Here is a 19845-nt window from a genome sequence, read left to right as displayed (position 1 = left end):
GGAACATAACCATGGCGCGTCAATGCGGCAGTTGCCGGCGCCGACTTTCCCAGCGTGCTTTTCGGGTCGATCGTGCGCGAGCCCTTGATCGTCGGCCACATCGGGGTGAGGAATACATCCTTCACCGCCACCGGCACGCCGTCTACAAGGCCTCGGGCTTCGCCCTTCTGGTATCGCTGTTCGGATTCGCGCGCAAATCCCAACGATGTTTCCCGGTCCACCAGACAGAAGCCATTGGTATGCTTGTCCAGGCGCTCTATCTGGTCCAGCATCGCTCCGGCGACCTCCACCGGTGACAACGTCTTGTCCTGGTACTGCTGCAACAACTCTACAGCGGTCATGCGCAAAATCTCGTTGGACATATGCTTCTCCTGTCTTGTCAGCCTTTCTGTTCGCCCGTGTCGATCAGCCCTTCCAGTCAAGCCTTGGGAACCTGATTGAATAGGGGTTTGCCCAGTGCCCAGCCCTGGAAATTGGCCACAAACTGCTCACCCAGCGCCTGTTGCCAGCCCTTGAAATCGCCCGCCATATGCGCCGACATCATCACATTCGGCTCATCCCAGAGCGGATGCTCCGGCGGCAAGGGCTCCTCTTCAAACACGTCCAGTGCCGCCCCCGCTAGCTCGCCCGCGCGCAGCGCAGCCAGGAGATCGTCAGTACGCACGATGGGGCCGCGACCGACGTTGATCAACCGCGCGGACGCCTTCATCAGCGCAAATGCGTGCTTGTCGAAAAGCCCCTCGGTGTCGGGGGTAAGCGGCGCGGTGATGACGACGTAGTCGGACTCGCGCAAACAGTCGAAAAGCTGCTCGTTGCCTAGCACCTGATCAAAACGTTGATCCTCGCGGGGGGTGCGGGCAATACCGGTGACCTGCATCCCGACCGCACGCAGCAGCATGGCCACTTCACCGCCGATAGATCCGGCACCGACCACCAGCGCTCGCGTGCCGTTGACCATCTCGGTATCGCGGTGTTGCCACTGGTGGCGGCGCTGCAAGTCCAGGTTGCCCAGCGTGTCCTTGGCAAACAACAGGACCGCGCCGAGCACGTATTCGGCGATGCCGCGGTCGAATACACCCCGGGCGTTGGTCACCGGGATATCGCTGTTGACCAGCGCCGGAAACATAAGGGCGTCAACGCCCGCGCTCGTGGCATGCACCCAGCGCAAGCGCGGCTTCTCCGGCCAGCAGCGCTCAAGCAGGCCAGTGCGAAAATCGGTTACTACCAACACATCGGCTTCGGGCAGTAGCTGGCGCAGCTGCCCCTCGTCGCTGACGGTCTCGACGCGCACGTTATCGGGCAAACCGCCCAGCCCGGGCAGTTCGTTTTCGCCAGTGGCGACCAGTACCAATACGAAGGTCATGACATACAGCTCCAACAGTGACCGCGGACTCCGTAAGTCCGCTGGTAAAGCGACAGGCAAATCAGCCAATGGCCGTTCGCCGATAAGTACTAATCAAGGTGCGCGATAATGCCATCAGTCACTTCACTGCAACCGCGCTCCCGGCTCTGGCCCGCAAGCAAGTCCTGGGCCACCGCCTGGCGCAGACGCTCGGCGGAAGAACCAAAGCCGAGCCATTCAAGCATCATTGCCGTGGTCAGCAACATCGCTGCCGGATTGGCCTTGCCCTGCCCGGCGATATCCGGTGCGCTGCCGTGTGTGGGCTCGAACAACGCCGGCATTTCCCGACTATCGGGGTTGATATTGCACGAGGGCGCCAGCCCCAAACCGCCCGACAGCACCGCCGCCAGATCGGTCAGGATGTCCCCGTGCAAATTGCTCGCCACCACGACATCGAAATCCCACGGGCACTGCACGAACTTCATGCAAGCCGCATCGACCAACTGGTGGGTAACGCCTATTTCAGGGTATTCAGGGGCCACCTTGGCAAAGACTTCGGTGTACAGCTCGCCCCAGGCAGGCTGGGCGTTACGCTTGGTAATCAGACATACCTGAGCATGGGCTGTGCCCTTCTCGGCGCAGAAAAAACTGCGTGTCTCACCATGCGCCTGAAGCCTTTCGCGGGCCCGATCAAAGGCATGCCGGATCAGCCGCTCAGTACCGCGACGGGTGAATATCTCCAGCTGGGTTGCCACTTCATGGGGCGTGCCCTGTTGCAGGCGTCCACCCTGGTTCACATACTCGCCTTCGCTGTTTTCACGAATGACCAGCATGTCGACCTGCTCGGCCCTGGGATCAGCCAGGTAGCGCGGCGCCCCCGGAAGCAGGCGTGCCGGTCGCTCGCAGGCCCACAGGTCAAGCCCCTTGCGAAAAGTCAGCAAGGGCGCGAGTGATATACCGTCGGGCAACCGATACCTCCCTGGATCACTTATCGGCCCCGGGTCGCCCAGGGCGCCCAACAACAGGGCATCGTAATCGCAGGCGCGCTGCAGCGCGTCATCAGGCATCATCTGACCGTGTTCCCGATGCCAGGCGGTACTCGGCCAGTCCAGCAGGTCCCAGGTCAGGGCCAGGTCATCCTGATCGCGAAGTATTTCCAGCACCCTGACAGCCTGCTGCATCACCTCGACGCCGATTCCATCACCCGGCATCAATGCGATGCGGGCAGCCTTTCCGGTAACACTCATCAGCTCACTCCGCGCCCATGCACAGGTACTTAAGTTCGGTGTATTCATCCAGCCCATGACTGGATCCTTCACGACCCAGACCCGATGCCTTCACTCCGCCAAAGGGTGCAGCCGCGTTGGATACGGCCCCTTCGTTGACCCCGATAATGCCCGCCTCCAATGCATCGGCAACCCGCCAGACCCGATGGATATTGGTGCTGTAGAAGTAGGCAGCCAAGCCATAGGGCGTATCGTTGGCGATCTTCAGCGCCTCTTCCTCGGTATCGAACTTCATCACCGCAGCCAACGGACCGAAGGTTTCGTCATCACACAACTCCATGTCCGGCGTCACATCAGTAATCAGCACGGGATGTACATAGTTGCCGTTGTCAGCTTCCGGTTTCGGGCCGGCCACATGCGTGGCCCCTTTGGCCAGGGCATCCTGATAGTGACGTTTGACTTTCTGTGCCGCATCGTGATTGATCAGCGCAGACTGGGTGACGCCCTCCTCGAAACCGTCGCCCACCTTGAGCTTGCTCATCGCATCGGCCAGGCGCGAGACGAATTCATCATGCACGCCTTTCTGGACCAGGAAGCGGTTGGCGCAGATACAGGTCTGCCCGGTGTTACGGAACTTGCTGACCATCGCACCTTCGACGGCACGATCAAGATTGGCATCATCAAACACGATGAAAGGCGCGTTGCCACCCAGTTCCAGCGAGACCTTCTGCACATGCTCGGCACACTGGGCCATCAGCTTGCTGCCGACTGTGGTCGAGCCGGTAAAACTCAACTTACGTACCACCGGACTGCTGGTAAACACCTTGCCGATCATGCTGGATTTACCGGTCACCACATTGAACACACCAGCAGGGATGCCCGCCTCGTCCGCCAGCTCGGCCAGTGCCAGCGCGGTGTAAGGCGTTGCCTCGGCCGGCTTGACGATCATTGAACAGCCGGCTGCCAGGGCCGCGCCAGCCTTGCGGGTGATCATCGCGGCAGGGAAGTTCCAGGGTGTAATCGCGGCGGTGACGCCAACCGGCAAACGGGTAACAACAATGTGCTGCCCCGGCTTCGCACCCGGAATGGTCTCACCGTAGACACGGCGGGCCTCTTCGGCAAACCAGCGGATGAACGAAGCAGCATAACCCACCTCACCACGGGATTCTTCGAGGGGTTTGCCCTGCTCCAGCGTCATCAGGGTTGCGATATCCTCCTTGTGCTCAAGGATCAGGTCATTCCAGCGCATCAGCAAATCGGCACGCTCCTGGGCGGTTTTCTTGCGCCAGGTCTGGAATCCCGACTCGGCAAGATCAATCGCCTTGCTGATCTCGTCTGCACTCATAGAAGGAATAGTCCCCAGAGTCTCACCAGTAGCAGGGTTGTCCACGGTGACGGTCGAACCATCGGTGGCATCGCGCCATTGGCCGCCGATATAGCATTGCTGGCGGAACAATCGTTTTGAACTCAATCGGGAAAGGGACATGTTTCCTCCTGTATCTCCTGGTGGTATCCGGATAGCTCTGATTTCAAGGTAGGCCGGTTTACCCCGGGACGCAATGGACAATCCCCTGAGGATTGCCACAGCCGGAAAATCGCCCGTAGCTCTGACCCTGATCTGCAGGTAAAATCGCCGGTTTGAAGCCAACCAACGGGACAGTTCAATGGGCCGCGCTTATCAGAACCGCAAAGAATCGATGGCCAAGACGGCCGATGCCAAAACCAAGGTCTACAGCAAATATGCACGCGAGATCTACGTCACCGCCAAATCCGGCGGCGTTGATCCGACGGGCAATCTGACGCTGCGCGGTCTGATCGAGCGCGCAAAAAAGGATCAGGTGCCCGCACACGTCATAGACAAGGCCATAGACAAGGCCAAAGGCGGTGGTGGCGAAGACTTCTCAGTGGCTCGTTACGAGGGCTTCGGTCCAGGCAACTGCATCGTCATTGTCGAGTGCCTGACCGACAATCCCAATCGCACGATCTCGGATGTACGTAACTGCTTTACCAAGACCAAGAGCAAAATGGGCACGCCGGGCAGCGTCAGCCACATGTTCGATCATTGCGCTATCCTGTCCTTTGCATCCGACGACGAGGAAGGCGTACTGGAAGCTTTGATGATGGCAGACGTTGACGTCAGCGACATCGAAAACGAAGACGGCATGATCACAGTGTTCGCGGCCAACACCGACTACGGCAAAGCCAAACAGGCGCTCGCGGACACCTTTGGGGATATAGACTTCGCCGTCGACGAGATTCAGTTCCTGCCGCAAACCTCGACTACGCTGGAAGGCGACGACGTCGCGATGTTCGAGAAGTTCGTCGACATGCTCAATGAGCTTGATGACGTGCAGAACATTTACCACAACGCGGAAATCTGACGCCAAGCGCATTCAGTAGCCTGTGCCGGTGCCCCCGGACGGGCGTACAAACCGGCCTCCGCGCCGACCCCGGGGCAAACGGAGCGCCGCATGTTCGACCTAGCCATTTTTGCACTGAGCATGATACTGCTCGCAGTTACTGTATTTGCCAAAGTGAGACTGCGCGACTGGTGGCTCAGGGCCTGCGAGTTTCCTCGCGTCCAGATTGCCAGCGTTGCCTTCATCGTCACACTGCTGGCATTACTGACCGCAGAGCCCTGGCGGCCGTATAGTCTGGCCGCGAGCATTTTCGTTGTAATTATCCAGCTCTGGCGGATATACCCATACACCCGTCTGGGGCCACTGGAACTCGCGGATGCCGAACCTGGGCATGAAGACCGTTGCGTCACACTGCTGATATCCAACGTACTGACGCCCAATCACAATGCCGCAGGGCTGATCGACCAGATTCTGGAACACCAACCCGATATTGTGCTGACGCTGGAGTCCGACGACTGGTGGGGCGAGCAACTGCACGCGGCACTGGCCGAAGGCTGGCCGGAAAACATATGCATCCCGCAGGACAATCTTTACGGGATGCACCTCTATTCGCGCCTGGAACTGCAGGGCGTCGAGGTCAAGAGACTGATTCAGGAGGACATACCTTCAATCCATGGCTGGATCATACTCAGCAGTGGCGAGCGCGTGCGTCTGCATGCCCTGCATCCACGCCCGCCCTCGCCACAGGAGAGCGAAACCAGCCTCTGGCGAGATGCAGAGCTGCTGATCGTCGGCAAACAGATACGCGACTACGAGGGCCCGGCGCTGCTCATCGGCGATCTCAACGACGTCGCCTGGTCGCGAACCACCAAGCTGTTCACCCGCATCAGCGGCATGCTCGATCCGCGTCGTGGCCGCGGCATGTTTGCCACCTTCCATGCAGAGTACAAACTCCTGCGCTGGCCACTGGATCATATCTTCGTCACCGAGCACTTCACCCTGGGCCGTATGCAACGGCTGAAGGGATTCGGCTCGGATCATTTCCCTATTCTAGCCACCCTGTGCTGTCGACCGTCGCGCAGCGACGAAAACGTCAAACCAGAACCGGAAGCGGGCGACAGGGCGGCGGCGGAGGAAACCATCAACGCGGCGAAAAAAGCCGCGCCTGGCGAGGCCTAGGCACGGAGGTCTTCCAGCCACGGGCCTGCCTCCCGAGCCTCCTGCTCGTGAATTTCATCGCGCCAGTCTTCCAGCAATGCCGCCTCATACCAGTCGCGCATCGGTGCCAACTCAAGCAACTGATCGACATATTCCAGGGCAACGGCAGACATCGGCAGGTTGTAGGTCTGGACCCGGAAGGCCACCGGCGCAAAGGCGGCATCCACCGCAGTAAACTGGTCGCCAGCCAGAAAAGGGCCGCCAAAGCACTCAATACCCTGGTTCCAGAGCGCATCGATCCGGTCGATATCCGCCAGCAAACCGGGCTCCATGGCCGACATGCGCACCCTTAAACCACAATTCATCGTGCAGATGTTGCGCAATGACGCGAAACCGGCGTGCATCTCGGCCGAGGCGCAACGTGCCCAGATCCTGGCAGGCGCAAGGGCCGGCCAGACCTGGGGGTGAATGTCGGCAAGGTATTCGAAGATCGCCATTGAATCCCATACCACGATATCGTCATGCAGCAGACAAGGCACCTTGCCGCTTGGCGAAAAAGTACGGTAGATCGCCTGCGTCTCGCTCCCGGCGAAGGGCATCAATCGCTCGTTGAATGGAATTTGCAATTGCCGCATCAGCACCCATGGCCTGAGCGACCATGAGGAGTAGTTCTTGTTGGCTATATACAGATCTGGAATCATGCGCGACTGCTCCATCAGAAATACGTTCCCTGTCTTCCGGAAAAGTATGCCCGAGAAGGATCAGCCAACGCACGCACTTCTACACCGGGCGTGCAGACTGCACTCGCCCACCAGCTATTCCTGCGCCGGGGTGGGCCTGACCAGGACTTCGTTGACGTCAACATGTGGCGGCTGCGAGAGCGCATAAAGCACCGCGCGCGCGATGTCCTCAGGCTGCAATGCGTTTTCTGGCGGCTGATCGAAAAAAGCGGTATCGACCATGCCCGGCTCGATCAGCGTCACGCGCATGCCACTGCCGCGTATTTCCTCGCGCAGGCCATAACCAATTGCGGAAACAGCCCATTTGGTCGCGCTGTACATGGACCCGGGAATCGTCACCCGGCCGGCGGCCGAGCCGGTCAGCAGCACGTGACCCCGGCTTCTGCGCAGTGCAGGCATGCAGGCCTGCACGGTCAGGCCGACGCCCAGTACATTGGTCAGAATCATGTCGCGCCAGACATCCGGGTCGGCCTTGCTGAACCCGCCGGGCTCGCCGCCGCGCCCGGCATTGGCAAACACAGCGTCTATCTGGCCGAAGGCACGCTCCGCCTCCTTAGCGAGATTCAGCTGGTCGTCCCGGCTTTGTACGTCGCAGCTGACCACGATTGCGCGCTCTTCACCACCGAGCTCCTGCTGCAGGCTCTGCAGTTTATCTTTCGATCGCGCTGCCAACACCAGCCGGTAACCGGCTTTCGAGGCTTCACGGGCGGTGGCGGCACCAATGCCGGATGAGGCACCGGTTATCACCAGGACGGGGTCTGCCATGATTCTTCTCCTTTTACACGATTGGTATCCAGCTTGGACGGCTGAGCGCGGGCGCAGTTCGCAGAAAACTGCGCCGGCGTACTGCAGGATATGACAGGCAGTCCCGGACAGGCAGTCCGCGACGGACCGCCTGTTAAACGCGCTCAGAGCATTGAATTGAGGCGCTGGCGGATCAGCGTATCAGCGTCGCCCATGATGCGATCAAGCAGTTCCTGGCAGGTGGGAATGTCGTGGATAAGGCCGGCCACCATGCCGCAGGACCAGGCGCCGATCTCCATCTCGCCTTCCATCATGATGCGCGGATAGACGCCGGCAACCTCGTCGATGATGTCCTTGAACTGCAGATCCTCGCCCAGCCGTTTTTCCTTCTCGAGGATCCGCTCGACCGCAGCATTGTTGAGCACGCGCTCGGTATTGCGCAGCGAACGCATGACCAGGCGGGTATCCAGCTCACTGGCAGAAACGATCGCTTGCTTGACGTTGTCATGCACCGGCGCTTCCTTGGTGGCAATGAAACGCGTGCCCATATTCATCCCTTCAGCGCCCATCGCCAGCGCTGCAACCAATGAGCGCGCATCAGCCATGCCGCCGGAAGCAACAAAGGGAATTTCCAGCTCGTCGGCTGCGCGCGGCAGCAGGATCATGTTGGGAATGTCATCTTCGCCCGGATGGCCACCACACTCGAAGCCGTCGACGGAAACCGCATCACAACCGATCGCCTGGGCCTTGAGCGCATGGCGCACCGATGTGCACTTGTGGATAACCTTGATGCCAGCGTCCTTGAGCTGCGGCATGTACTTTTCCGGGCTACGGCCAGCGGTTTCCACGTATTTGACGCCACCTTCGATAATGGCCTTGATATAGCCGGGGTAGTCCGGCGTGTTCAGCGAGGGTAGGAAGGTCAGGTTGACCGCAAACGGCTTGTCAGTCATGTCCCGGCAGCGAGCAATTTCATTGGCCAGATCGGCGGCGCTTTTCTGCGTCAGGCCGGTAATTGTCCCCAGACCTCCAGCATTCGAAACGGCCGCCGCCAGTTCGGCGAAGCCGACATAGTGCATACCGCCCTGGATAATGGGGTGCTGGATGCCGAACAGTTCAGTAATACGCGTTTTCACGATCAATTGCCTCTTGTGATGGAGCTCCGGCAACGCGCCGGGGTGTGTATTTAGAATGACGACGCTAATTTCGTACGTGGCAAATTGCAAGCCTTTGCCAACTCAGCGCACAGGGTCGACTGCTGCGCTTCATACATCCTCCTGGCCGCCGGACGCCGCCGGTTCCTGAGCTCGCACAGGCGTGCACCCTCGTTCCGGCAGAAAGTCATGCTCGGTAAACACCTCGCTGAGAACGGCTTGCTCGATAAAGCTGCGCTGCCCCACCTTGACCGGCACCCGCACCACCAGATGGACGGTATCAGCGGCAGGAAACTGAAGCGTCACCCGGGGCTCTACCGCAGGTACCGCCAGCCCGCGATTGGCGCTGACCCGGGTCATATAATCGCGCACCTGCTCCAGATAAGGGGCGCACTGACGGTTGGCGGAGTCCAGGCATGCTACCTGCGCTGCACGCCAGTCGTCACCGCGGCGGAACGGTATGCTGAACACATGGAAACCGTAGTTCTCGGTAAAGCTTTCATTAATTACCGGCTCGGAAACGAACAGCGCATTGGGGATCACGATCATTCGCCCAGTGCGCTGCTGCAGCGCTCCGGGGCCGACCTCAAGCACCGTTGTGGCCAGCAGACTCTGATCAATCACATCGCCGCGAAACTCTTTTACCTGAATGCGATCACCCAGATTGAACGAGCGCGAACCACTTTTCAGCATCGAGCCCGTCAGGCACAGAATCAGCTCCTTGGTGGCGACCACAAAGGCCACTGCGATTGCGACAATGGACAAAGCCAGGGTCCGCAATTCCTCACCCCAGATAATCACCAGGCCAAGCAGGGTAAGAAGCAGAAATCCATTGCGCGAATTGACCAGCCAACGACCGCGCAGTTCGGGAGACACCACCGTACGACGGATGAAGCGGGCGGTCAGTGCGCGAGAAAGCAGGACCACCGCGAACAGCAACACGGTGCTGATCAGCAACCGCAGAATGCCTTCCGGAAATACAAATCCCTCAGGCAGTACATTAAGGCCATCCAGCATTGATTTCCCCGTCAGTCTTCATCGTGAAATGGATCATCCTGCTCTCCCGACCGGGCGTCAACGTTGATATCCCGTTTCCCTGCCAGGTCCCGCGAGACTCCACTGGACAGCGTTGAGCTCCGGACATGGTAGCGGATAGCGTAGCCACGAACTTGGACCACAGGTAATAATATTTCGTTCTCGAATCATTTTGAATTCTCTTACAACCTTTACGCATGTAGCAATTGCGTTAGCCGCCATCCAATCTATGGTGTATAGTCATTACACATATAAATTATGCATTGCGCAGGACAAGGTCCTGCACACCAAGGAGATCGCACATGAAGAAGGATCCAACCAAGGGCTTTATTGCTCTGCTCGGCTGGGCACCCAACGCTGTCGAAGCTGCAGCCACTTTCGACCGTCGCTATGTCGTAGTTGCTCCAGAGTGGGCAGAAGAATATTGCAAAACGCATGACATTCCCTACGTGCCCTGGAACTTCGAGCGCCTCAATGATCGCTCCATGGAGATAGCCCAGACACTGAAGGACATGGGCGTCGACGTCTCCATTCCACTATTCGAGGAAACAGTCGAATGGGCTGGAGCGATCAACTCGGTCCTGCTGGACAACCCGAGGCTGTTCGGTCAGTCAATGCTGATGCGTGACAAGTCGCTGATGAAACGGCGCGCGCAGCTCGGCGGTATCCGCGTAGGTATCTTTGAAGAAGCGCATGATCGCGGTGATGTGATCCGATTCCTCAAGCGCGTCAACCAGACACTGCTCAAGCTCGATGGTGATCCGAACGACCCCATCCACGTAAAGGCTTTCGACAAGGCAGGCTGCCTCGGTCACCGGGTCATCCGTACACCCGACGACGTGGATGCCATTCCCGACGAGGAGTTTCCATCGCTGATGGAGTCTCACCTTGATGGTTGGGAATTCGCTGTCGAGGCATGGATTCACAACGGCAAGATCCGTTTCCTGAACATTTCCGAGTATGTCCGTCTTGGATATTCGGTACACGTGCCCGCATCGCCGAAGCTTGAGGAGTATCGTCCGCAGATAGTTAAGCAGATCGAGAAGCTGATCAAGACCTTCGACATCGAATTCGGGATGATCCACCCCGAATACTTCGTAACCAGCGATGGTGAAATGTACTTTGGTGAAGTGGCCTATCGCCCACCGGGCTTCAAGGTATTCGAGCTGCTGGAGCGCGTTTACAAGGGCTTCAACGCCTACCATGCGTCAATGCTGGTGTTCGATCCGAAATCCACCGAAGAGGAAGTCGAAGCCTACTTTCCGAAGGAAATTGAAGATGCTGACGGTTACGCCGGCTGCTTCGGCGTCTATCCGCGCCGCAGGGTTGTCAGTAAGCTGGAAATTCCTTCCGAGACAGAAGATCACCCCTATTTCGAATCCCACGAGCTGACCACGCCGCTCGAAGAAATGGTCACCAAGCGTACTGCATTCGGCACGCACTGGGGTCTGATCTACTTCAAGGGCGACGACGCTAAAACGATGCACGATCTGCTGGCACGTCAGGAAGAACTGGATTTCTACGTATAGCGCGCTGCCGGTCATGTCCCTATCATGGGTGCTAGTCAAAACAGTTAGGGAGAATGTGCGTGGTTGACGTAGATGCGCAAGACAAGCCGGACCGCAGCAAGCTCGACCTGCTGCTGGCCCGGTTTGACGAAGCTCTGGAGCTGCTGGCTCGGGCTCCGGAGTTTGCCAAACCAGGCAAGCTTGGGCGGGTGTTCGACACCGCCCGCCGGGTATTGATGGAGCCTGACGGCTGTGCAGAAATCGAAGCCCGTGCAGCGGCAATCGAGGACGCGGGCGTTTTCGCCGGATCAGACTGGGACAATCCCGACACGCTGGTCCCGGCGCTGACGCCGCATACTCTTTCAAGCGGAGATGCCCATACCCTGGTTATCGAAGCCCTGAGCGAGCTCAGGCTGCTGGCAGTAGCGCGTGGTCAATATGAGCACGCGCTGGTGTCGGTCGAGCACGCAAGACATTTCCTGACGCAAGTCCTGGCAAGCAACCTCGCCATGCTATTTTCACCTCCCAGTGAGGCCGAGCGGGAAACCCAGGGGCGGCTGGCCGAGGTGCCACGCAATCTGCTGCAGCATCTTGCTACGTCGATTGGCTACCAGCACATAATCGATCAGTTGATTGGCGAGATCTGGCGCATTCTGCAACAACGCCCCATTCAGGTTGACCCGGTCAAGCGCATGATCACGCAGATCGCGATATGTCAGACTGATCCTGATATTGATCTGGGTACCAGCGGCCACGGTGCCGACCGGCTGGTCAGCAGTCTGTATGGCCCCACCTATGCCTGCCGTGAAGATCCGGGCATAGAAATCTATCAGGAACGACTCGAGCATATGGACCACGCGGCGCTGCAAAGCGAGGCGACCGGCTTTGCCCGGGCTATGCATGATACCGGCCTGGCATCAGCGTACCATGCCGTGCTTGTGCGTCATCTGCTCAACCAGGCGGACCATCTGCTGGCCGAAGCCATGGGTCTTTCGGCTACCGGCCGTGACTGTCTGTTGTGTTATCGCGAGCTGGTACTGGAGCTGATCAACAAAGGCGTTCATCCCGGCACCCCACAGGCGATCTATGGGCTGGCGCTAATGCTCGAGCGCGGCATTCTGTTCCAGTTGCCGGTAGCCCCGGCCATGTGGCGCCAGCTTGGCTTGCCCCTGTCCGCCTGGTCCAAAGAGCGTCTGGCCCTGGCATTTGGCACTGCTGTACCGCCCGAAGCGCTGCTGCTCGAAGGTGTGCTGTGCATGCTGGGCCTCCCCCTTGGCGTGGGTCAGGGCAACAACCCGACGTGCCAATCGGCGCGGGCATTGTCGATGTGGGCCTACAACGACCCTGATTATCTTCTGCAGATGGTTACCTGGGCAGCCCGTGACGACGAGATCATCATGCACTTCGAGGGGCAGCCTATCTCGTCACAGGAAAGCCTGGGTGGGGTGGCGACTTCATTGCCTATCGATCTGGATGCAGTTTCGCTGCTGGTGGTACCCCATCTGGACCGCATTTACGCAGAAATGGGCCGACGCTGTATTGGCCGCGAAGGCGACCCCCACCGTTGGGTCAATCCGGAGTTCCATGGCTGGTGGGCGGGGCGCGGTTTCCGCCTGAACGTCGACGTACCCACTGGCAACCTGGTCGATCTGGAAGATTTTCTGCGGCACTTTTATGCCGCCTACCATCCGTACCACAACGGTAATCAACCGTTGATTCACCCGCAACCGTCAGGCATTGCAGTCACCGATAGCGCCGCACGCTTTATCGGCTGGCACGCAATCACCATCCTGCGGGTCAATCTGGATCAGAAAGACCAGATGCGGGTATATTTCTTCAATCCCAACAATGACAGTGGTCAGAACTGGGGCGATGGCGTCGAAGTGAGCACGTCGGGGCACGGCGAGCGATTCGGCGAGGCATCGCTGCCCTTCGCCCAGTTTCTGTCCAGGCTCTACATCTTTCACTACGACCCTCTGGAGCACGGAGAGCCCGCCTCGGTGACCCGTGAAGAGCTCGACGAGGTTATCGGTTACATACAACGTAGTTGGGGCGTCGGGCGGATGAGCACAAGCGAGGACGACCAGACCGTTGCCACGAATTGATATCCGGTCGCGGCAGGCCTTCGGGCCGTCGCGACCCTTAAATCATCTTCGCAGGTGTGTGTCGAACCAGTCGATTGCCAGTGCCTCGACCTGCTCAAGGGTACCCGGCTCTTCGAACAGGTGTGATGCACCGGCAATTATTTCCATGTGCCGGGTACAACGCAGCATATCGTATGCCTCCTGATTGAGCTTGATCACGATGTCATCAAGCGCTCCGACTATCAGCAATGTTGGGGCTGTGACCTGGGGCAGTGCGGGGCCGCCCATATCTGCTCGACCCCCTCGGGAAACGACGGCGTCTACCATCTCGGGCCGGGCCGCAGCGGCGATCAGTGCCGCCGCTGCGCCGGTAGAGGCGCCAAAATAACCCAGGGATAGCGACCCCATATCCGGCTGCGCTGCCACCCATTCCGTTGCGCTTATCAGCCTGCTGGCCAGAAGATCAATATTGAAACGAAACTCGCGGGTGCTGCGGTCAACCTGGTCCTCGGCAACGGTCAGCAGATCAAACAGCAGGGTCGTGAAGCCGGCCCGATTCAATGCCTTGGCAACCTGCCGGTTACGACTGCTGAACCGACTGCTGCCACTGCCATGGGCAAACAGCACCAGTCCTTTCGCATCCCGAGCCAAAGTCAGATCGCCATACATGTCGCCAGCGGGAACGGTAATGATGATTTCGCGGGTTTCCAGGGTATCGGTGGAATCCATGAACAGGCCTCTCTTGGTCGATTTGGGGCGTCAATCCTTGAGGATTGTCGCCGCCATGCTGTTGCTTGGACTCAAGAGCCTCGCGCGAAGTTTCCATCCAATCAGTCGGACCGACGCCCGTAAAGCGGGCGTCGGTTTTTTCAAGGACCCAGCTTAGCGGTCGTTACGCAGCGGACCGTAATCTACAGGCACCCAGGAAAACGCGGCACCTTCCCGGCGTACATGCCCCAGGCCGGGGAAGGGCAAATGCGCGCCGGCAACCCAAAAGCGGTTCTTCGCCGCATCATTGAAGATCTGCTTGCGGGTGGCCAATGCTTCTTCGCTGTCGACGTCGAATTCGATGGTGACGTCCGGACGGGCAAACTGCACGGTATGACTGTGCACGATATCGCCCCAGACCATCAGATCCTGCCCCTCGGACTGAAATAGATAGGCGTTGTGCCCAGGGGTATGGCCGTTAGCTGGCACCGTACGTAACCCAGACATAAGTTCAGTATCGCGACCGTATTGCTTCAACCGGTTCTCTGCCACGTAGGGCTTGACGGCCTCCTGGGCCATCTTGAAGAACGGCTGAGCACTCGCGGGCATAGTCGCGGCCAGCTCTTCATCCAGCCAATAGGCAGCCTCGGCCCGCGGTACATGCACTGTGGCGTTGGGATAGGTAGCCGAACCATCACGATTGCGTAGACCACAGGCATGGTCAGGGTGCAGGTGCGTCAGCAGCACCATGCTGACCTGCTCGAGTTCGTAGCCGGAAGCTTGCAGGTTGCTCGCGATGTTGCCCAGTGTCGGCCCGAAACACTGCGCAGCACCGACATCGACCAGAACCAGCTCGGTGCCGGTATTGACCAGGTAAGCGTTGACCGCAGTCTGCACGCCATTATCAGCAGGAACAAACATCCGGGTAAACAGGGCTTCCAGGTTGTCCGCGTCAATTCCGTTGAGCAGCTTTGGATCGAGATCGATATAACCGTCGTAGAGCGCGGTTACCTCGAACTCACCCAGATTCATCCGGTAGTACCCGGGTACCTGATCCTGCTGCTTGGCCACCGGCGCAGCTTGCGCCAGAAACGAAACCAGAGCCAGGCTGACGACAGCGAGCCGACCCACGGAGCGTGCAAAAGCGTTATTGGTAATCATCAGAGTTTTCCTTGGCGTTCTTCAGATTCCCACAGGATCGGATCTTTTGCCGCGCGCTGCAAGCTGCCTGCGGCCGTCTCCGAGTCCAGAGCGCCACGATGCACAGTCCTGAACCTGCGGTAGCCCACCCATGCGGCCGCCAGCAGATAGGGAAGCGCACCGGGCACCCACATTATCAACCCGGCCAACTGCTGGTCCTGCAGGCTGCGCGCCTCGCCATACAGTGGCGCCTGGGCAAACGTCAGCAGCGCACCGAGAAAACCGGTGTGCATCAGCGTCAACAACAATGCGAAAAGCGACCAATGCACGCTACGCTGTCTGCCGTAAAGTACAGCCCACCAGAACAGGCCCGCAGTCAGCATGAACATGCCATGCTCCACAACGTGCCACCAGGAATTATCCAGCGCCAGCTGATAGAACCGTGGCATATGCCAGAACCAGATCGTCAGCCCGTGCAGATACGCCAGCAGCACCGGGTGCCGCGTCAGGCGCAGCAGGGGTCGCCAGCCTCGGCTGACCCACTTCCCGCCGGCAGCGGCCAGACGTTTCAACGGTCGGCTGAGGACCCAAAGCGGCGCAATAACCACCATGAACAGCATGTGCTGGACCATATGCGCGGTGGTGCTGGTTTCCGCCCATTCATCCAGCGGGCCGGCCACGGCGAAAAAACCCAACAGCATAGCCGCATGGAAAGCCATCGCACGCCAGACTTGCGCCTGCCGACGGCGGGATCCGGCCAGATAGAACAACCAGAACACACCCAGTAGCCCCACTGCGAGCATTGATGCAATCTGCTCCTGGGCACTGCCGGAGGTTGGGCTGTGGGCCATCGCCGGCATGCTCGCGCCCCAGAGCACACACAGGCTCGGAAGACAGGTCCGTTGCACGTGGCTCATACGCAAGGCGGCAGTGTCAGCGCAGGCATCGCCACTGCCAGTGTGGCGAACGCGCCGATCAGATAAACCGCCGATGCCGCACTGGCAATGAAACGCTGATTATCCGCATCCTTGTCCGGCTGCTCATCGGCTGCCGGTCTGGCCAACCAGCAGCGTCGGGCGCAGTACAGCAGAAATAGCGACAACAGTAAGCCAAACGCCAGCAGGCCCCCGTTGATCCAGGTCAGCGCACCCTGCTCGGGATCTGGCGGTATCAAGGCGCAGGTAACCCCCAGCCCGCCATACAGACTGACGAACCAGGCACTCCAGACAATCGGGCCGAAGAACATTTGCAGCGGATGGGACGGGGAAAACATCAGACACCACCCCATGCCAGCGGCAGCAGAAAGAAGGCGGCAAAGCTCATCCAGAAGATCCCGAGCGTATAGAGCCAGAACGGCCCGACCACAATCGGCTCGTAGGGGATTTGCGCGCTGACATAGCCAAGCCTGAGCCGGACCGCCTGCATCGCTGTCAGGATTACCGCCAGCGCGCTGTGGATCAACTGGTAGATGAGCATCACCACCAGCACCGCGTCGTGGGCAGTCAGCGTTGGATGCAGGGGCGCATCGACCAGCAACCAGAGCAGCGACAGGACGTGCGCCGCGCCGAGCAGACTGACCAACCAGAACAGGCGACCAAGCCCGTCGACCTCGCGCTTGCGCAATCTCACCAGGCCACGTCCATAAAGCAACGTCGCCAGGGTCAGCAGCACACCACTGACCGTCAGCGGCAGCAATGCCAGCGGGCCCTGTTCCGGCGTGGTCCAGAAAGGCGAAACGGTCCAGAGATAAAACCAGCCAAAGAGCAGAGAGATATACAGCGTACCGTTGGCCATCAGGGCCACGACCATGCCCCATAGCCCCGGACCATCAAAGGTGCGCGTATGCAGCGGCGGATCTACCGGATCATCATCGCGCAAGGGTGTCACGCCCGGGTGTCCCCCGTTATGCCAGCTCCAGCGCAGCAGCAGGAAAACCGCGGCCAGAGTCGCCAGCAGTGCCAGCCCATATACCTTGGTCAGCAGGCTGAGACACAGAACGGCGATGGCGGCGGCGCACTGCAATGGCATCCAGGAATTGGCCGGCAGGTTGACCACTTCGCGCACTGTGCCACTGATCGCATCGGACCCCCAGGTATCACGACGCTCATGCTGGATCTCGGCCAGGCCGTGCTTACCGGCAAAGATGGTGACGGGCAGCTCCGAGTTTTCCCACAGCGGGTGCCGGGTGCCCACCTCCGGCAGGCTGGCAAAATTGTATGGTGGCACGGGCATGGGCATTGCCCATTCGAGGGTGTCGGCGTTCCATGGGTTGCGCGACGCCTTCTCGCCGAAACGAAAATGCAGTGCGAGGTCCAGGATGATAGCGGCGATACCGATTGCCATCACAAAGCCACCCACCGAAGAAATCAGGTTCAGCCAGCCCCAACCCATCTCGGCCTCGTAGGTGTAGATGCGTCGCGGCATGCCCAGCAAACCGGTCAGGTGCATGATCAGAAAGGTCAGGTTGAAGCCGATGAACACCAGCCAGAAACCCCAGCGGCCCAGGGTATCGGACGGCATGCGTCCGGACACATGGGGTAGCCAGTAATACAGCCCGGCAATCAGCGGAAACAGCATCCCGCCGACCAGCACGTAATGCATGTGTGCGACCACAAAATGCGTGTCGTGTACCTGCCAGTCAAACGGCACCAGCGCCAGCATCACACCGGTCAGCCCGCCATTGACGAAGACAACGATGAATCCCAGGATCCACAGCATCGGTAGGTGGAATACCACCCGGCCGGCCCACAACGTAGCCAGCCAGGCAAAAATCTGTATACCGGTGGGGATCGCGACCAGCACACTCGCCACGGAAAAGAACGACAACGCCAGTTGCGGTATGCCCACCGTGAACATGTGATGCACCCACAGACCGAAGCTGAGAAAGCCCATCAGAATCACCGCAACCACAATCCAGCGATAGCCGACGAGCGGATGCTGGGCGAAGACCGGAATAAGGGTGGAAACGATACCCGCCGCCGGCAGGAACAGGATATAGACCTCGGGATGACCGAACAGCCAGAACAGATGCTGCCAGAGTAACGGGTCGCCGCCACCCGCCACCTGAAAAAAGACCATGCCGGCCGCACGCTCGAGCTCCAGCAGGATGCTTCCTAGAATTAATGGCGGAAAGCCGAAAATAATCATCAGGGCCATCGCCAGGATGTACCAGCAGAAAACCGGCATCTTGCTCAGGGACATGCCCTGTGTTCGGGTGCGCAGGATCGAGACCACCAGCTCAACGCCGGCCGAGAGCGCAGATATCTCGACGAATGTAATACCGAGTAGCCAGAAATCCGCGCCAGACCCAGGCGAGTAGGTCGAGCTGCTGAGAGGGGTGTACATGAACCAGCCGGTGTCGGGGGCGGTGCTTAACACCAGGCTGGAAAGAATGATCAGGCCGCCAAACAGGTAGCAGAAATATCCAAAAGCGCTTAGCCGCGGAAAGACCAGGTCCCGCGCACCAATCATCTTGGGGATAAGATACATCGCCATCCCTTCGAGCACCGGGATCGCGAACAGGAACATCATAATCGTGCCGTGCATCGTGAACAGCTGGTTGTAGAGCTCTATCCCGACAATATCCTGCTCGGGCAGCGCCAGCTGAGTGCGCAAGAGCATCGCCAGAAGACCACCAACCAGAAAAAACAGAAACCCGGTCACAATGAAGCGCAGGCCAATAGTCGTATGATTGACCGCCAACAGCGAGCGCCAACCGCGCAGGTTGCCCCATACCCTGGAAAACTGCTCGTGCCGCTGGCGATTGTGCTCAATCAGCGGATCAGTCACCCGGCCCCTCCTCCGGTTGCGCTACCTGTGCCAAGAGACGCCCGCACTGCTAGGCTTTGAACAGTCGCTCCGGCGCATGGCCGGGCGGTTTCAACAGACGATCGTCGGGAGTCACCGTGGCCGAGGAACATATCCGCAGCAAGATGTCCATACACGGGCATCCTATCCATCCGATGGTAATCCACTTCCCGGTCGCCGCGCTGATCGGCCTGATTGGGGCCGATCTTGGCTTCATGCTCACCGACGACTACTTCTGGGCGCGCCTGGGCATCTGGCTGGCCGGCATAGGGGCAGTTGGTGGCTGGATCTCGGGTTCCATCGGCATGCTCGATCTGATTATCGTACCGCAGATACGCAGTCTGATTACCGCCTGGTGCCACGGCATGCTGGCGGTGATGATGCTCTCGCTGGCAACCCTGAACTGGCTGCTGCGGCTCAACGCGCCAGACTTGGCGATCGAGCCCTGGGGCCTTTATCTCTCGCTGCTTACCGGCCTGATGATCTCGCTTACCAGCCTGCTCGGCGGCGAGCTGGTCTATGATCACGCCGTGGGTGTATCGCCGAAAAAAATGGCCAAGCGGCGCGAGAACCTCTAGCAACCGCACGCTGGGCAGCGCCATTGCAGCAATCATGGCTCGCCCCCTATCGACGGCTTGCTCAGCACAATCCAGACGATCACCAGCATCAGACTGCCGCAGGTGACGCCGAGCAAAACGCACCACGGCAGTACGGGTTTGCCATTTCTCGACTCCGCCCGCAGGATCAGCAGACCCGCCAGGGTGTGACAGACCACCAGCAGTGACACCAGCGTCAACTTGGCGATCAGCCAGGGGGCAGTGGTGTAATTGACAACAAAG

General features: G+C 59.4%; 18 protein-coding genes and 1 pseudogene. 5 read left to right on the top strand and 14 right to left on the bottom strand.

Annotation, left to right across the window (positions count from 1 at the left end):
* From ABYA88_RS11430 to ABYA88_RS11415, 4 genes are all read right to left on the bottom strand, one after another.
* The coding region (locus ABYA88_RS11430) for an amidase family protein (RefSeq protein WP_373187405.1) at positions 1–362 on the bottom strand (362 nt) is incomplete at its 3' end.
* A 56-nt stretch (positions 363–418) separates the two neighbouring features.
* Positions 419–1363 (bottom strand): D-2-hydroxyacid dehydrogenase, encoded by a 945-nt coding sequence (locus ABYA88_RS11425; protein ID WP_373187404.1) that lies wholly within the window; start codon positions 1361–1363, stop codon positions 419–421.
* Positions 1364–1452: 89 nt separating this feature from the next.
* A complete protein-coding gene (locus ABYA88_RS11420) occupies positions 1453–2589 on the bottom strand; it encodes an isocitrate/isopropylmalate dehydrogenase family protein (RefSeq protein WP_373187403.1) in 1137 nt (378 codons plus the stop codon).
* Positions 2590–2593: 4 nt separating this feature from the next.
* A complete protein-coding gene (locus ABYA88_RS11415) occupies positions 2594–4054 on the bottom strand; it encodes an NAD-dependent succinate-semialdehyde dehydrogenase (protein WP_373187402.1) in 1461 nt (486 codons plus the stop codon).
* Positions 4055–4232: 178 nt separating this feature from the next.
* Here ABYA88_RS11415 and ABYA88_RS11410 point away from each other — a divergent pair, with 178 nt between their 5' ends.
* Positions 4233–4949 carry a YebC/PmpR family DNA-binding transcriptional regulator gene (locus ABYA88_RS11410; protein WP_373187400.1) on the top strand — a complete coding sequence of 239 codons (717 nt, stop codon included), beginning with the start codon at positions 4233–4235 and terminating at the stop codon, positions 4947–4949.
* A 90-nt stretch (positions 4950–5039) separates the two neighbouring features.
* Positions 5040–6107, top strand: a complete 1068-nt coding sequence (locus ABYA88_RS11405; protein ID WP_373187399.1) for an endonuclease/exonuclease/phosphatase family protein — start codon at positions 5040–5042, stop codon at positions 6105–6107.
* Here the strand turns inward: ABYA88_RS11405 and ABYA88_RS11400 are convergent.
* From ABYA88_RS11400 to ABYA88_RS11385, 4 genes are all read right to left on the bottom strand, one after another.
* Positions 6104–6787, bottom strand: coding sequence for a glutathione S-transferase family protein (locus ABYA88_RS11400; RefSeq protein ID WP_373187398.1), 684 nt, complete (start codon positions 6785–6787; stop codon positions 6104–6106). The genes ABYA88_RS11405 and ABYA88_RS11400 overlap by 4 nt on opposite strands.
* Positions 6788–6901: 114 nt before the next feature.
* A complete protein-coding gene (locus tag ABYA88_RS11395) occupies positions 6902–7591 on the bottom strand; it encodes an SDR family oxidoreductase (protein WP_373187397.1) in 690 nt (229 codons plus the stop codon).
* Positions 7592–7734: 143 nt separating this feature from the next.
* Positions 7735–8706, bottom strand: coding sequence for an NAD(P)H-dependent flavin oxidoreductase (locus tag ABYA88_RS11390; RefSeq protein ID WP_373187396.1), 972 nt, complete (start codon positions 8704–8706; stop codon positions 7735–7737).
* Positions 8707–8835: 129 nt separating this feature from the next.
* Positions 8836–9741, bottom strand: a complete 906-nt coding sequence (locus ABYA88_RS11385; RefSeq protein WP_373187395.1) for a mechanosensitive ion channel domain-containing protein — start codon at positions 9739–9741, stop codon at positions 8836–8838.
* A gap of 320 nt (positions 9742–10061) precedes the next feature.
* Here ABYA88_RS11385 and ABYA88_RS11380 point away from each other — a divergent pair, with 320 nt between their 5' ends.
* Complete coding sequence (locus ABYA88_RS11380; protein ID WP_373187394.1) at positions 10062–11288, top strand: acetyl-CoA carboxylase biotin carboxylase subunit family protein; 1227 nt, start codon at positions 10062–10064, stop codon at positions 11286–11288.
* A 59-nt stretch (positions 11289–11347) separates the two neighbouring features.
* Positions 11348–13372 carry a hypothetical protein gene (locus ABYA88_RS11375; RefSeq protein ID WP_373187393.1) on the top strand — a complete coding sequence of 675 codons (2025 nt, stop codon included), beginning with the start codon at positions 11348–11350 and terminating at the stop codon, positions 13370–13372.
* Positions 13373–13414: 42 nt separating this feature from the next.
* Here ABYA88_RS11375 and ABYA88_RS11370 read toward each other — a convergent pair whose 3' ends face one another.
* The 5 genes from ABYA88_RS11370 to ctaD all read right to left on the bottom strand — a co-directional run bounded on the left by ABYA88_RS11370 (position 13415) and on the right by ctaD (position 18988).
* Entirely contained in the window at positions 13415–14080 is a 666-nt protein-coding gene (locus ABYA88_RS11370) for a dienelactone hydrolase family protein (RefSeq protein WP_373187392.1), read from the bottom strand.
* Positions 14081–14233: 153 nt separating this feature from the next.
* Complete coding sequence (locus tag ABYA88_RS11365; protein ID WP_373187391.1) at positions 14234–15220, bottom strand: MBL fold metallo-hydrolase; 987 nt, start codon at positions 15218–15220, stop codon at positions 14234–14236.
* A complete protein-coding gene (locus ABYA88_RS11360) occupies positions 15220–16116 on the bottom strand; it encodes a cytochrome c oxidase assembly protein (protein WP_373187390.1) in 897 nt (298 codons plus the stop codon). The genes ABYA88_RS11365 and ABYA88_RS11360 overlap by 1 nt, the downstream gene beginning before the upstream one ends.
* Positions 16113–16472 carry a hypothetical protein gene (locus ABYA88_RS11355; protein ID WP_373187389.1) on the bottom strand — a complete coding sequence of 120 codons (360 nt, stop codon included), beginning with the start codon at positions 16470–16472 and terminating at the stop codon, positions 16113–16115. Before ABYA88_RS11355 ends, ABYA88_RS11360 begins: the two co-directional genes overlap by 4 nt.
* Positions 16472–18988 carry a cytochrome c oxidase subunit I gene (ctaD, locus tag ABYA88_RS11350; RefSeq protein WP_373187388.1) on the bottom strand — a complete coding sequence of 839 codons (2517 nt, stop codon included), beginning with the start codon at positions 18986–18988 and terminating at the stop codon, positions 16472–16474. Before ctaD ends, ABYA88_RS11355 begins: the two co-directional genes overlap by 1 nt.
* A 143-nt stretch (positions 18989–19131) precedes the next feature.
* Here ctaD and ABYA88_RS11345 point away from each other — a divergent pair, with 143 nt between their 5' ends.
* Positions 19132–19584: a DUF2231 domain-containing protein gene (locus ABYA88_RS11345; RefSeq protein ID WP_373187406.1), complete on the top strand. Its 453-nt coding sequence runs from the start codon at positions 19132–19134 to the stop codon at positions 19582–19584.
* A gap of 32 nt (positions 19585–19616) precedes the next feature.
* On the opposite strand, the pseudogene ABYA88_RS11340 reads toward ABYA88_RS11345, so the two are convergent.
* Positions 19617–19845 (bottom strand): annotated as a pseudogene (locus ABYA88_RS11340) (hypothetical protein); the annotation flags it as partial.

The organism is Halopseudomonas sp. (genome assembly GCF_041579695.1).
In the GTDB taxonomy this organism is placed as follows: domain Bacteria; phylum Pseudomonadota; class Gammaproteobacteria; order Pseudomonadales; family Pseudomonadaceae; genus Halopseudomonas.
The sequence above is the reverse complement of the archived record's forward strand: the minus strand, read 5'-3'. Positions and strand labels throughout refer to the sequence as shown.